Origin of the sequence: Formosa agariphila KMM 3901 (assembly GCF_000723205.1) — a bacterium.
Taxonomy (GTDB): Bacteria; Bacteroidota; Bacteroidia; order Flavobacteriales; family Flavobacteriaceae; genus Formosa; species Formosa agariphila.
Window position 1 is genome coordinate 3,536,782 of sequence record NZ_HG315671.1, and the last position, 14,489, is coordinate 3,551,270.

The 14,489-nt window shown below is 32.4% G+C and carries 11 protein-coding genes; 9 read left to right on the forward strand and 2 right to left on the reverse strand.

What is annotated here, in order from left to right; all coding sequences use genetic code 11:
* Positions 1-200 precede the first annotated feature (200 nt).
* The 8 genes from arsS (at position 201) to meaB (ending at position 8,971) form a co-directional block, all read left to right on the forward strand.
* Entirely contained in the window at positions 201-1,256 is a 1,056-nt protein-coding gene (gene arsS, locus BN863_RS14965) for an arsenosugar biosynthesis radical SAM (seleno)protein ArsS (protein ID WP_038531969.1), read from the forward strand.
* A 20-nt stretch (positions 1,257-1,276) separates the two neighbouring features.
* On the forward strand, positions 1,277-1,954 hold the full coding sequence (locus BN863_RS14970) for a TIGR04282 family arsenosugar biosynthesis glycosyltransferase (RefSeq protein ID WP_038531971.1): 678 nt from the start codon (positions 1,277-1,279) through the stop codon (positions 1,952-1,954).
* The gene (locus BN863_RS14975) at positions 1,947-2,759 is read left to right on the forward strand and encodes a purine-nucleoside phosphorylase (RefSeq protein ID WP_038531973.1); all 813 of its coding nucleotides are present in this window, start codon (positions 1,947-1,949) and stop codon (positions 2,757-2,759) included. Before BN863_RS14970 ends, BN863_RS14975 begins: the two co-directional genes overlap by 8 nt.
* A gap of 89 nt (positions 2,760-2,848) precedes the next feature.
* Positions 2,849-3,751 (forward strand): sterol desaturase family protein, encoded by a 903-nt coding sequence (locus BN863_RS14980; protein WP_038531974.1) that lies wholly within the window; start codon positions 2,849-2,851, stop codon positions 3,749-3,751.
* A gap of 120 nt (positions 3,752-3,871) precedes the next feature.
* Positions 3,872-5,410 (forward strand): carboxypeptidase-like regulatory domain-containing protein, encoded by a 1,539-nt coding sequence (locus tag BN863_RS14985; protein ID WP_038531975.1) that lies wholly within the window; start codon positions 3,872-3,874, stop codon positions 5,408-5,410.
* Positions 5,411-5,562: 152 nt separating this feature from the next.
* Entirely contained in the window at positions 5,563-6,255 is a 693-nt protein-coding gene (locus BN863_RS14990; protein WP_038531978.1) for a glycosyltransferase family 2 protein, read from the forward strand.
* A complete protein-coding gene (locus BN863_RS14995) occupies positions 6,252-7,742 on the forward strand; it encodes a cellulose synthase family protein (protein WP_038531979.1) in 1,491 nt (496 codons plus the stop codon). The genes BN863_RS14990 and BN863_RS14995 overlap by 4 nt, the downstream gene beginning before the upstream one ends.
* A 215-nt stretch (positions 7,743-7,957) precedes the next feature.
* Positions 7,958-8,971 (forward strand): methylmalonyl Co-A mutase-associated GTPase MeaB, encoded by a 1,014-nt coding sequence (meaB, locus tag BN863_RS15000; protein ID WP_038531981.1) that lies wholly within the window; start codon positions 7,958-7,960, stop codon positions 8,969-8,971.
* Positions 8,972-8,984: 13 nt separating this feature from the next.
* On the opposite strand, the gene BN863_RS15005 is transcribed toward meaB, so the two are convergent.
* Positions 8,985-12,704 carry a glycosyltransferase family 2 protein gene (locus BN863_RS15005; RefSeq protein WP_158409033.1) on the reverse strand — a complete coding sequence of 1,240 codons (3,720 nt, stop codon included), beginning with the start codon at positions 12,702-12,704 and terminating at the stop codon, positions 8,985-8,987.
* 56 nt (positions 12,705-12,760) lie between these two features.
* On the reverse strand, positions 12,761-14,092 hold the full coding sequence (locus tag BN863_RS15010) for a glycoside hydrolase family 2 TIM barrel-domain containing protein (protein ID WP_158409035.1): 1,332 nt from the start codon (positions 14,090-14,092) through the stop codon (positions 12,761-12,763).
* A gap of 103 nt (positions 14,093-14,195) precedes the next feature.
* On the opposite strand from BN863_RS15010, the gene BN863_RS19005 reads away from it, so the two are divergent.
* Entirely contained in the window at positions 14,196-14,474 is a 279-nt protein-coding gene (locus BN863_RS19005; protein WP_394332000.1) for a P-loop NTPase family protein, read from the forward strand.
* The last annotated feature ends 15 nt before the right edge of the window (positions 14,475-14,489 follow it).

A 14,489-nucleotide genomic window follows, 5' to 3' on the forward strand; every position in this document is an offset into this window, starting at 1 on the left:
CTATTATTGATTACGGATACAGATAATTATTAACTGAGATTAATTTACCTAATTAAAGTCTGAGTCTTTAAATCGAATAGAATTCTAATATATTAGTATATTTTTGTTCAGATTGATTTAAGAAATCACAACACGATGATATTTTTGAAATAGTTTTAATCTGATAAAAAAAATCATCCCTTACGAGAACAACACGATACATGATGCAACAATCCCTGCATAAACGCGAAAATAAATTAGCCCAAAGCAACAAACAATTAGAAGTCCTTTCGAACGGTATTTTTAGAAACGGGGAATTACCCACATTTAAATCTAAACTTTCAGAAACAGGACAATCTCAACTTACTGCAGGCACTGTAGAAATTCTTCAAATTAATGTGGGATACATGTGCAACCAAGTGTGCGAACATTGCCATGTAGATGCTGGTCCAGATCGTAAAGAGATTATGACTCGAGACACTATGCAGCAATGCCTTGATGTTATAAAAACGACTAAAGCACATACTTTAGATTTAACTGGAGGCGCTCCAGAAATGAATCCTAATTTTAAATGGTTTGTAGAAGAAGCCTCTAAAGCAGGAATAAAAGATTTTATTGTGCGTTCTAATTTAACCATTATTCGAGCCAATAAGAAATATTACGATTTACCAGAATTTTTTAAAAAGCATAACATTCATGTGGTGAGTTCTATGCCACATTGGACTAAAGGTAAAACCGATAAACAACGTGGCGAAGGTGTTTTTAATCAATCTATTCAGGCTTTAAAAGATTTAAATGCCGTAGGCTACGGAATGCTAGGAAGCGATTTAAAATTAGATTTAGTTTACAATCCGTCGGGCGCCTTTTTACCAGCCAATCAAGCGGCGATGGAAAAAGATTTTAAGCATGCTTTACTAGATGATTTCGATATTCAGTTTCATCACTTATTTGCCATTACCAATTTACCTATCAGTCGTTTTCTAGATTATTTAATTGCTTCAGAAAATTATGAAGATTATATGTATGCTCTAGTTGAAGCTTATAATCCGCAAGCTGTAAAAAGCGTGATGTGTATTAATACATTATCGATAAGTTGGGATGGTTATTTATACGATTGCGATTTTAATCAAATGTTAGAACTACCCGTAAATAGTAACGTAAAACATATTTCAGACTATAATGAAGACCTACTAAATGGCCGACAAATTGTAACCTCTCAGCATTGTTATGGCTGTACTGCAGGTGCAGGAAGTAGTTGTCAAGGTAGCGTAATCTAAATTATACAAAAACATTTAAGATGGGATTTTTAACCAGCAACGACACAGAACATGACGATGAAGCCATAGCAACATTTCATTTTCCAACCTCTAAAAAAGCGCTTATTATTTTCGCTAGGAACCCGGAATTAGGAAAGTGTAAAACGCGATTAGCAAAAACTATTGGCGATGAAAATGCATTAGACATTTACAGAACACTACTACAACATACCGCTGATATTGCAACAGGAGTTAAAGCTGATAGCTTTGTATTTTATTCTGAGCATATTCATAAAAACGATACGTGGGATGACAATACTTTCAGAAAAAAATTGCAACAGGGTGACGATTTAGGTGAACGCATGAGCCATGCTTTTTCAGATTTGTTTCAGAATAATTACCAGAAAATTATTATTATTGGTAGCGATATTTTAGACTTAACTACAGCTAGTATTAATGATGCTTACAATCAATTAGAGCATCACGATGTTGTAATTGGCCCTGCAAAAGATGGTGGATATTACCTTTTAGGGATGAAAACATTGCACAGCAGTTTATTTGAAAACAAATCTTGGGGTACAGCAACAGTACTAAAAGATTCGCTTAAAAATTTAGAGAACAAATCGGTACATTTACTTGAAGAATTAAATGATATCGATACATTTGAAGATATAAAAGAATATCCTCAATTTAATAAATACAGTAAACATTATGATTAAGTACATAAACGAAACCACAGAATATTTACAAAACAGAGGTTTTGAAAAGCCTGAAATTGGTATTATTTTAGGCACTGGATTGGGAAAATTATTAGACGATGTTACTATAATTCACGAAGTGAGCTATAACCAAATTCCTTATTTCCCTACTGCAACCGTCGAATTTCATAAAGGAAAATTAATCTACGGCGAATTAGAAGGAAAAAAAGTTATTATCATGCAAGGCCGTTTTCACTTATACGAAGGCTATACTTTAAAAGATATTACCTATCCTGTACGAATTATGAACCAATTAGGTATACACACCCTTTTAGTGTCTAATGCTTCTGGTGCTGTTAACTTAGAATACGACAAAGGCGATTTAATGTTAATAGACGACCATATTAATTTACTTGGTGGTTCGCCACTAGCTTTTAAAGGGGTGTCTAAACTTGGTGAACGCTTTGCTGATATGAGCGCACCTTACGATAAAGACATTAATACTAAGTTTAAAGCCATAGCTAAAGCCCACGATATTACATTACGTGAAGGTGTTTACGCAAGTATGTTAGGACCGCAATTAGAAACACGTGCAGAATATAGAATGCTTAAAATTTTAGGTGCCGATGCTGTTGGTATGAGCACGGTTCCAGAAATAATTGTAGCCAATCACTTAAAGCTAAAAGCCGCTGCCGTTTCTGTAATTACAGATAAAGGTGACCCTGATAATTTACACCCTGTAGATATTAAAGAAATTATTGAGGTTGCTGAAAATGCAGAACCTAAAATGATTACACTGTTTAAAGAACTTATAAAAACACTTTAATTTTATAGTTAACTAAGAACATAATTAAAACACATACACATCTTGTTTTAGCTCAATAAATTTGGGACTAAAAACAAGATGTTTTTTATATGGAAAAATACATTGACATCATACAAAATTCGTATTCCGGATATTGGCGCTATTTAAAACACGAGCTCATATCTATTAACCATTGGGATAATTATTTCTATGGTCTTATCATTATTTCGTTAGTGGTTTGGGGATTAGAAATTGCATTTCCATGGCGCAAAAATCAATCTGTTTTTAGAAAAGATTTTTGGCTGGATACGTTTTATATGTTCTTCAATTTTTTTCTTCTTAATTTAATTGTCCTAATCGCGCTCTCAAATACAGTCTCCGAACTGTTTAACGATGCCCTTTCGGTAGTTGGATTATCACTTTCTAGTTTTCAATTTATTAGTATTTCAGAATTACCAAAAGCTCTCGGACTTTTTATCTTTTTTATAGTTAGCGATTTTGTACAATGGAACACACACAGACTTTTACATCGTATTCCAATATTATGGGATTTTCATAAAGTACACCATTCGGTTAAAGAAATGGGATTTGCTGCGCATCTCCGTTACCACTGGATGGAACCTGTACTTTACAAATCTTTATTATACATACCCATCGCCATTATTGGAGGTTTCGATGCACAGGACGTAGCCTTTGTACACTTTTTCAGTATTGCTATTGGGCATTTAAATCACGCCAACTTAGGCTGGAATTACGGTCCTTTAAAATACATTTTAAACAATCCTGAAATGCACATTTGGCACCATGCTAAAGAATTACCTCCACACTCTATTTATGGTTCAAATTACGGCATTACATTAAGCCTTTGGGATTATCTTTTTAAAACAGATTATATTCCGCATAACGGAAGAGATATAGAATTAGGATTTCATGACGACGACAAATTTCCTAAAGATTTTATAAGTCAGGAATTATATCCGTGGTCGCAAAAATCAGAAAAAAAGAAATCGTAATTAAGCACACCGCTCTCCCAAAATGTGGTTTATGTTAAAAACTAATAAAGTTTACTTAATAAAATTTTAAAGTGCATTCATCGTGTAGTGATTTCATCTACTTTCACACAAAACTACCATATGAAACACCACTACTTTTTAATCTTAACCTGTCTTATTTTTTGTTATTCGGGGGCAATTGCTCAAACAGAATTTCATGCTAGAGTTATAGACTCTACAACACAAGACCCTATTGCTTTCGCCACCATATCTTATAATAACACAACGGGTGTAATAAGTAACGATGTTGGCCAATTTCAGGTTCAAATTAACACCTCTATTACCGAACAAGACTCTTTATTTTTTAGTTGTTTGGGTTATGAATCTAAAATTTTGTCTGCTCAAACATTTCAAGATAGTTTGGTGTATTTAAATCCAAAATCTATTGAATTGAACGAAGTCATGCTGTTCAATAAAAATTATACAGTCGACCAGATTATTGAAAAAGTTGAAGATAATTTAGAAAAAAATTACAGCACTAATTTCGAAAAAAGCAAATTGTTTTTTAGAGAAACTTACGAATCTACTATTCTTAGAAAATCGATTAAAATAAAGGAATCTACAATTCCAGAATTTAATCAGGAGTTAACCGATAGTATTTTAAATGATGTACCTATACACTCCTCACAATACACAGAAGTTCTAGGTGAACTATACAAAAACAGAACAAACACAGATCAAGATACCATTACCAAGTTAGACATTTTAAAAGCTTCAGAATTATACGATAAAAACAATCAAATGACATTTGAAGCGTATGAAAAAAAACTAAATGCCATTGTTAAAAAACGGGTAAAACGCGACTCTTATTTTAAAATTAAATCTGGATTATTTGGCACAAAAACAGAAATAGATTCGTCCTTATTTCAAAGTGAAACAGATCAAAATGCAGAAGCCTTTTTAGAAGCTGAAAAGAAGAAAGAAGAAGACAAGAAAAAGAATTTCTTAAAATATCGAAAATGGACTGCAAACAGTATTGAAACAAACAGTTTTGTAAACAAGAAATCTTACTTAAACTGTATACACAAATCTAATCGTTACGAATTCGAACTAATAGACTATTCGTTTTTAAATGACCAATATGTATATAAAATTGAATTTAAACCCAAACGAAGCGAAGATTACAATGGTATTTTATATGTAAACACAGACGATTTCGCAGTAATTAGAATTGATTTTAAAAATGTAAAATCATTAAAAACTTTTAAATTATTAGGGGTTGCATTAGATGTGTATTTAAAACAAGGGAGCTTAATTTATGCTAAAAATGATGCAGGAACGTACAGTTTAAAATATGCCGAAATAGAAGGTGCAAATAAAACAAGTGTAAACAGACCTCTAAAAATTATAGAAAAAAACAAACATGTTAGTGGCCGCAGAAAACAAAACGAACTTTCTGCCGACATTAATTTTATCGTTACAAACCGTTACAAACGAGAAATGGTCGTTTTTGAAAACGAAACCATTACAGAAACCGACTTCAAGACTTTTAAAGAACAAGCAGACGTAAAACCTATTTACCTTCCTGCTTACGACCCCGAATTTTGGAAAGGTTATAATATTATTGAACCAAATCAAGCCATAAAGGCATTTAAAAGCATTGAAACCGAAGAAAATTAAAAATCTTCGAAAGGAATTTTATTTTATTCAGACTATTGAGGTTATTGCACAGGGATTTAGTAAAAATAAAGCTTACTAAATCTAATTGCATGAGGAAGAAATTATATCCAAATAACCCATTATATTTGCCTAGTATTTCCAGAACACCCAATATGTCCCTAATTAAAGTTATTATTCCGGCTTATAACGAAGCCGATTCCATTGCAAAAGTAATTCACGATATTCCTAAGAGTGTTCAAGAAATTATTGTTGTTAGCAACAACTCGACAGACGCTACCGAACAAAATGCTAAACAAGCAGGAGCAACTGTTTTAACCGAAACCAATAAAGGCTACGGTTATGCCTGTTTAAAAGGCATGGATTATATTGCTAAGCAAACTACAAAACCAGATATTATTGTATTTTTAGATGGCGATTATAGCGATTATCCAGAGCAATTAACAGAGCTAGTCGCTCCTATTCTAGAAGAAAATATCGATTTTGTAGTTGGTGCACGCGTAAAAAAACTGCGCGAACCAGGCGCGATGACCGTGCCACAAGAGTTCGGAAACTGGTTAGCAACTAGTTTAATGCGCTTATTTTTTAATTCTACATTTACAGATTTGGGGCCTTTTCGCGCTATAAAATACAGTAAACTACTAGAATTAAACATGTTAGACAAAACTTATGGTTGGACGGTAGAAATGCAATTAAAGGTTTTAAAGCAACACATGTCCTATCGTGAACTTCCTGTAAAATACAGAAATAGAATTGGGGTCTCAAAAGTTTCAGGGACAATAAAAGGTGCTATATTTGCAGGCATAAAAATTCTCTATTGGATTTTTAAATACAGTTTCAAAAAATGATTTTAGAAATTATTACAATTGCCATATACTCAACGTCTTTAGCATTAATATTCATGTATGCTTTAGCCCAGTTGAACCTATTATTTAACTATCTCGCTGCGCATAAAAAGAAGAGCCAATTGCCGCCTTTAGACCTTTCTAAAGATAAAGACGTACCAACTGTAACTATTCAACTACCTGTGTTCAACGAAATGTATGTTATGGATCGCTTGTTAGAGAATATTGCAATCATGGAATATCCAAAAGACAAATTGGAAATTCAAGTGCTAGACGATTCTACAGACGAAACCGTAAAAACAACACGCGCGCATGTCGAAAAATTAAAAGCTACAGGTTTAGATATTACGCATATTACGAGAACAGATCGTAGCGGATTTAAAGCAGGAGCACTTAAAGAAGGTTTAGAAATTGCAAAAGGTGAATTTATCGCCATTTTCGACGCCGATTTCTTACCAGAATCCGATTGGTTATTACGTACACTTCCCTATTTTAAGGATAAAAATATTGGTGTGGTTCAAACCCGTTGGGGGCATATTAACCGCGAATACTCATTACTTACTAGAATTCAAGCTTTTGCTTTAGACGCCCATTTTACTTTAGAACAGGTGGGTAGAAACAGTAAAGGCCACTTTATAAATTTTAACGGTACAGCTGGAGTTTGGCGTAAAACCTGTATTCTAGACGCTGGAAACTGGGAAGGCGACACCCTTACCGAAGACCTAGATTTAAGTTACCGCGCGCAACTTAAAAACTGGAAATTTAAATATCTAGAAGATGTAGAAACGCCAGCCGAACTTCCTGTAGTTATTAGTGCGGCACGTTCGCAACAATTCCGTTGGAATAAAGGTGGTGCAGAAAACTTCAGAAAAATGCTTAAACGCGTTTTAAAATCCGATAATATTTCTGGAAAAACAAAACTGCATGGTGTCCTTCATTTATTAAACAGTACCATGTTTTTAAACGTGTTTATTGTAGCCGTTTTAAGCATCCCGATGTTGTATATTAAAAACGAATATGCACATTTAAAACCATACTTCTACGTCATGAGTTTCTTTGTAGTAAGTAGTGTTATTTTCTTTATCTGTTATTGGTTTATGTATAAAAACATTTATGGCGGTGGAGTCAAAAACTTCATTAAATATATCGGTATGTTTTTTACGTTTTTCACAGTAGCCATGGGCTTTTCTTTACACAATTCTATTGCTGTTTTAGAAGGTCATGCAGGTAAACGAAGCGAATTTGTACGTACACCAAAATTCAATATCAGCACTATAAAAGACAGCTGGAAAGACAATAAATACATCAAGAAAAACATCTCTGTAAATGTCATTTTCGAAGGCTTATTAACCTTGTATTTCGCTTTTGGAATGTATAGCGCCTTTGTAGTAGGCGATCAGGGTGGCGATTTCGGACTGTTTCCATTCCACCTAATGTTATTTTTAGGTTTCGGCTATGTCTTTGTAAAGTCGGTAACGTCTAAAGCTTAAATACATTTGGGCGTTCCCCAAGGGGCGCGCTTTCCGTTACAATCTTTTGCAAAAAAGCAAAAGGATTTTCACTGCAATCCCTAACGCAAAAATCACGATAATTAGACCATTTTTCTTAAAAATCAATGACATAATAATCGTGATTTTTTATGGTTATAAGTATCTTTGTAATACAACGCTAACACGCAATCTAGCTATTAAATTTCAGAGATAATATGAAGGTATATAAACGTAAAAACAGATTATCCGCCCAAGAATATATAGACGGTGTATTAAGTGGAAGTCGCGTTATACTTTCACGTGCCATTACCATAATCGAAAGTAATTTAGAAAGTGACAAAGTCATTGCTAAAGAAATTATTCAGGCTATTTTACCGCACTCTGGAAAATCCATCCGCATTGGTATTACAGGCGTTCCTGGCGTTGGAAAAAGCACCTTTATAGAAGCTTTTGGTAAGCACTTAACTCAGTTAGGCCATAAAGTGGCCATTTTATCTATCGACCCGAGTAGTCAGCGTTCCAAAGGAAGTATTTTGGGCGATAAAACGCGTATGGAAGAACTCAGCAATAACGAGAATGCTTACATCCGTCCGTCCTCTACAGGAGACACCCTTGGTGGTGTAGCCAATAAAACAGGAGAAACCATGCTCCTTTGCGAAGCTTCTGGCTACGATGTTATTTTAGTTGAAACCGTTGGTGTAGGCCAATCGGAAACAGCAGTTCATGGCATGACCGATTTCTTTCTTTTATTAATGCTCGCAGGCGCAGGAGACGAACTTCAAGGCATTAAAAAAGGAATCATGGAAATGGCCAATATGGTAGTAATTAATAAAGCCGATGGCGATAACATTAAAAAAAGTGAAATGGCACGTTTGCAATATCAAAATGCCTTACATATTTTTCCGCAACCAGAATCAGGTTGGACTCCCGTAGTTACCAAAGCCTCTTCAACCAAAAACACAGGAATAGATACCGTTTGGGAACAGGTTTTAAAATACAAGGCACTTATAGACCAAAATGGTTATTTCCTCGAAAATAGAAATCAACAAAACATAAAGTGGATGTATAACAACATCAACGAAGAATTAAAACACCTGTTTTACGGTTCGCCAGAAATTAAAAGCAAGCTTTCCGCATTAGAGCATGATGTTGTATCTTCACACATATCACCCGTAAAAGCGGCTCAATCTATTATGGAGTCTTTTAAAAAGATAAGTAAAAAAATCTAAAATAAAAGTAATGTTATTCCACATTATATGGTGTATGTAAAGCAGTTAAACAAGTATACACTTTATCTCCGTTCACTACCGACAACTGAAGTTCATAAAGTCTTTGATTATTCGGAATCGTAAGATATAATTCTTTTTCATTACTAATTTGCTCTATAGCTAACCGATTCCCATACTTATCCTTCTTAACTAATAACCACTCATATTCCAAATCGCCTCGTTCTGGAATAATCCAATCATCATTTTCATTTAGTAACAATACATGATAAATAAGCACACTTTTAGGATACGCTAATTTCGCAGGTTTAAGAATATTAATTTTAAGGGCATCATTTACGCCTTTGTTACTTGAAGACGATAATGCATCATACTCAAAATAATCTGTTTTATACCTCCCTTTTCTATCTATTAAACCTTTAAAAGACACAACATTCATTTCATGTTGATCTTGCCAAGATGTGATAAAATAAGGAGTGTTAATATACGTTGAATCTAGCGATTTTAAGGCATTTACATCAATACTAGAAAACACATAATTAAGTTTCTTTGCTTTAAGATAAACTAAAGTTGAATCCAAACAAATATCTTCAACACTTACATTAACAATTAATCCTAATGTATAATTTAGTTTTATACGATTTTCTATTTTTTTAATATTAGTAATCGTTATATTGTTAAGGTCGATACTTAAAGTTATCGGTCTACTTTTATCAATTTTATTTATTTTATGCATTAAATTATTCAACCAAATTAAATACGCTTCTTGCTGTAGTTGTAATTCAGGTTTATCATAAAATTTTTTTAACCCCACAAGAACATCATTTTCAATCTCCCAGACTATAATATTCTTACGCTTTTTATATTTTTCAACTCTATTCAGCACCTTTTCTTCTAATACTTTAAGCTGTAAAGTATCTCTAATAAAATCAATTTGTTCTGGGATATGAAATCCATAACTAATATTTAAATTAAACTCAGCACTAATATTTAACACATTAATGTCGTAAACATCGTTTTCCTTATAACGGATTGTGTTTAACCCTAACTTCTTTAATGCTTTAAAATCTGATTCTAAATTCTTTCTACTTAACACATAATAACTTTGGTTCCAATTCTCCCCTTTTCTAAAGTTTATTCCTTTTATATTTTCTGGATATGAATTGAAATATTTTGTATTAGATGTATTATGGTTTGATTGAGATGTTGATAAAGCAGAAAAATCTGAACGTTTTTCCTCTCTTTTAAAATTCTTTGCAAACGATGGGTTAGGAATAGATATAGTCCAATCCAAATCTGAATTAGAATTGTAATTATCAGGTAAATTGTCATCTACTTTACTATTAAAAAAAACAATAGCTTGAATTTCTTCAAACTCATTGTGTAGAATATTAAATGCATTCGAAATCCAAAGATTTTGATTTACACCATTTCTTAAAGCTCCAAACTCTGAAATCATTACAGGTTTTTTTGGTAATTTTTTAAATTCATTATGAAAAGAATCATATAATACCTTAAAACTAAAATCTAATTCTGGCTGACTGCTCTTGGCATAATTTAAAATATTAGCAGAAACCCAATCTACATAAGCTTCACCTGGAAAATAGTCAATGACGTGCTCTGCTTTCCACGGATTCCAGACCCATATAACATTAGTTGCCTGATTTTTTATAAATATATCATGTACGTGAATCCAAGCTTTCTTAAATCTAATATCTGCATCTTCTTGATTATCGAACCAGGGGTAAAAGGGATTATCAAATTCATGAGCAAACCTTAAAAACACTGGTTTATTAATGGATTTAAATTTTAACGAAACTTCCGATAAATAATCATCAAAATAACCATCGTTAATCAAATCAAAAACATGCTCCCCTTGAATAGAATCTGCAGTAAAAGTATTTAACCAAGGTTCCCAAGTTATCATAGGTACAGAATGTCTGTTATATACAGAATCTAAACTACTTATCGAAAAATTCTTATCTATCTCTTTGTGCCATGGGTAATAAAACGAAACAATATCTATACTTTCATTAATAGTATATTCAAATTCTGATACTTGTTTTACATTTGTAATCCCGTCATCGAACTTAGGCAAGAAGGCTCCTAAATATTTCATTTGTTTTTTTTCAGTAATTTCAACGGGTAAACCATTTTTTCGAATAGCTTCTTTTTTAGATATTATGTAACCACACCACCCTAGAATGATTAGAACTACAAATACTGAAATTTTTGAGGCTATCGAGAACATATAATCTAAAATAACCTTGTAACCTCCTTTATTTTTCCTTTGTAAATAATCTTTAAAATAATAAGGCACACGTTTTTCATATGCAAATACAAGAGTAAAAAACATTAATAAAGCGTTCCACAATGCAAACCCTGCCATGACTATAGAAAAGGGTGTAAAATCTAGCTGCAAACCAATGACTATAGCAATTAAAGAAATAATACCTAAAATTATATTGGGTAACACCATACGAAAAGGAGTCTTCTCAAAATCTGATTTTATTGTAGGTAAATAAATAACTTGTTTTCCTATAAAATTAAAAACCACTCCAATAAAAAAGACCCACCACGTTACTTGAAAAAGTAACCCACCTAAAATATGCATTCCACGCTCTTCCTTATACACGACCCACTGTTGCACATAATAACGGATACAAAGAACGCATGTAATAATAGGAATGATCATTAATGCAAAATTTATGACATTTCCATACAATGGAGAAAAAGCGCCTAACAAAGAAAAAATTGGAATTAAGAAACTTAAGAGAAATATAAAACCCGATAAATAATGGAATGGTAAAATGGCATAGTGTAATTTCTGTCGCCAAGTAAATTTTTTAAATAATTTAGGATATTCTTTAAGTAATAATTCGAAAGTTCCCTTAGACCATTTTAATTGCTGCTGATAGTAAGACACTAAAGTTGCCGGGACCAATCCCTTAGTGTAAGATTTAGGAACATACACAGATTTCCAACCTTCGGCATTTAGTTTCATAGCCGTATGCATATCTTCAGACAACCCTGCCGCATGACCACCTATGCTATCTAATGCTGTTCTTCTAAATACACAATTAGCACCTATGGCATTAACTGTACCATAACTATTCATTCCCATCATGAGTGGTCCATAAAACTGGAATGTTTGTTGTGCTGCACCCTTAGCTACTTTAGATTCATCAATATTATAATAAGCTTGTACTGTTTGAACAAAACCAATTTCGTTATCCTCAAAATAAGGTATTATGTCTTCTATAAAATTTTCTTCTGGAATATGGTCTGGATCTAAAACAAGGCATAGTTCACCTTTAGCCTGTGCTAATGCATTATTTATATTTCCTGCTTTAGCATCCTTTCTATTATTTCTCGTAACATGAATAATTCCATTTTTTTTGCAAAAAGACTTTAAAAAAGGGTCGTTAGCTTCATCACATAAATACGTCGTATGTGGATATCTATTTTTTTCTATAGCTAATAATGTTTCTATAACCATCTCTATTGGCTCTCCTGGGAAATAGGTCGTTAAAACATCTACAGTAAACTTTTTATTAGAAACTGGTTTTTTAGGTATTGATATATTCCAGTAATGATACCATATATAAAACAGCCTAAAGCTATCAAAGAGAACCACACACACTAATATCCCAAATAGGAAAGGATTATCTATTAATTCTGGGTCTATAAACCAGTAAAAAAAATTACATACACTAATAACCCCTATGAAAATCATAAGTCTGAGAATAATATTTTGTTTTCTCGTTGGGGTTTTTAAATTATTATTTTCGGTCATTTAATTTCTAATACGTAAAATGGAATATTGGCAGTAGAAAAGTTATTATGCTTATCATAAATATTTACAAATAACCTATAAGGGCCTTCTTCATTAGGAACTATGAACGTTAAGATATTACTTGAATTAGTATTTAAAGAATCCAGAACCTTATTTAATACAGAACTTTTACTCCATCGTTGATTTCCCCATGCTTCTTTATGAATTTTCCAATCGAATTGAATTGTACTATCAATATTCTTATCTATAAAAATTTGAGCTTGTTTAATTTGATTTGGCTGAAATATTAAAGGATTCTTCTCTTGAGCTATTCTCCCATCGAGTTCAAATTTTTCAATTTTTGTTGGATGAAATTTTGATTCACTTTTTCCTCCCCAAATTGATTTAAGAGTATAATAACTTTCAGATTTTCTTCCTATACTATCAAAAATATTAAACCATGTAGGAGTCCCTTCTATTTTGCTTCCCCAATAAAATACTATACTTCCTAAAGTAGTTTCATCTGGTTTAATAAAATCTTCATACCTGTTTTTAATGACTTGGGCCTTTTCTGTACTATTTAATTCTAATAAAACATTCCATTTACTACGTTCTTCTTCCCAAGGACCATGAATACCCCACTCTGTAAAATAGTAAGGTTTTGATGTAAAAAATAGAGACGTTAAGCGTTCTAATGACTTCACATCTTTTAAATTCCCAAAAACATTTAAACCTATTATATCTAAATTAGGAGCATGCATATGCAAGCCTAAAGTTTGTTTTTTTGACGTACCACTAACACTAGTTCCAACCAAGTGATTGGGATCTTCTTCATGAATAATGTCTATTAATTCATTAAACGTTCTTATAAACTCATTTTTTTCTAATACTAATGGAAACCGAATTTCATTTCCTAAATTCCAAAACAATAATGCTGGGTGATTACTGTAACGACGAACTAGTTGACGTACGTCATTTTTTAATTTCAAGTTAAAACAATCCTTTAAATATGGATTATAAGAGGCTCTGGGTCTGGCCAAAGGGATATCAACAATGACGGCTAAATTTAAATCTTGAGCCTTATCTAAAGTTTCAGAGAGTTGTATTGTATCATACAAACGTAATGTATTCCCTCCTGCATTTGATAATTCATTTAAATATGGCTGCCCTCCCGCTCCTTTTATATAAAATGGTTTTCCATTTCTAAACAGTTGTAAACCAATATTATTTTTTCTTATAAAAACAGCTTTATCCTTATTACCTATTATTGAAACTGTTTTATTTAAATGGATATAAAAGCCCAAACATATAGAAAGAAAAAATACAAAAATTAAAAAAACTTTCTTCAAATTTTTATTAAATAAATCAAAGTAAATATAGTGTGTAAATAAAGATTTGTCCGATAATTATCTATGAATAACTTTTTAAACAGATTAAAAGCTTCTATCTCTTATCTGTTCATCAAAAAACACAGGAATAGATACCGTTTGGGAACAGGTTTTAAAATACAAAGCACTTATAGACCAAAATGGTTATTTCCTCGAAAATAGAAATCAACAAAATATAAAGTGGATGTATAACAACATCAACGAAGAATTAAAACACCTGTTTTACGGTTCGCCAGAAATTAAAAGCAAGCTTTCCGCATTAGAGCATGATGTTGTATCTTCACACATATCACCCGTAAAAGCGGCTCAATCTATTATGGAGTCTTTTAAAAAGATAAGGTGATTTAAAGACCACTTT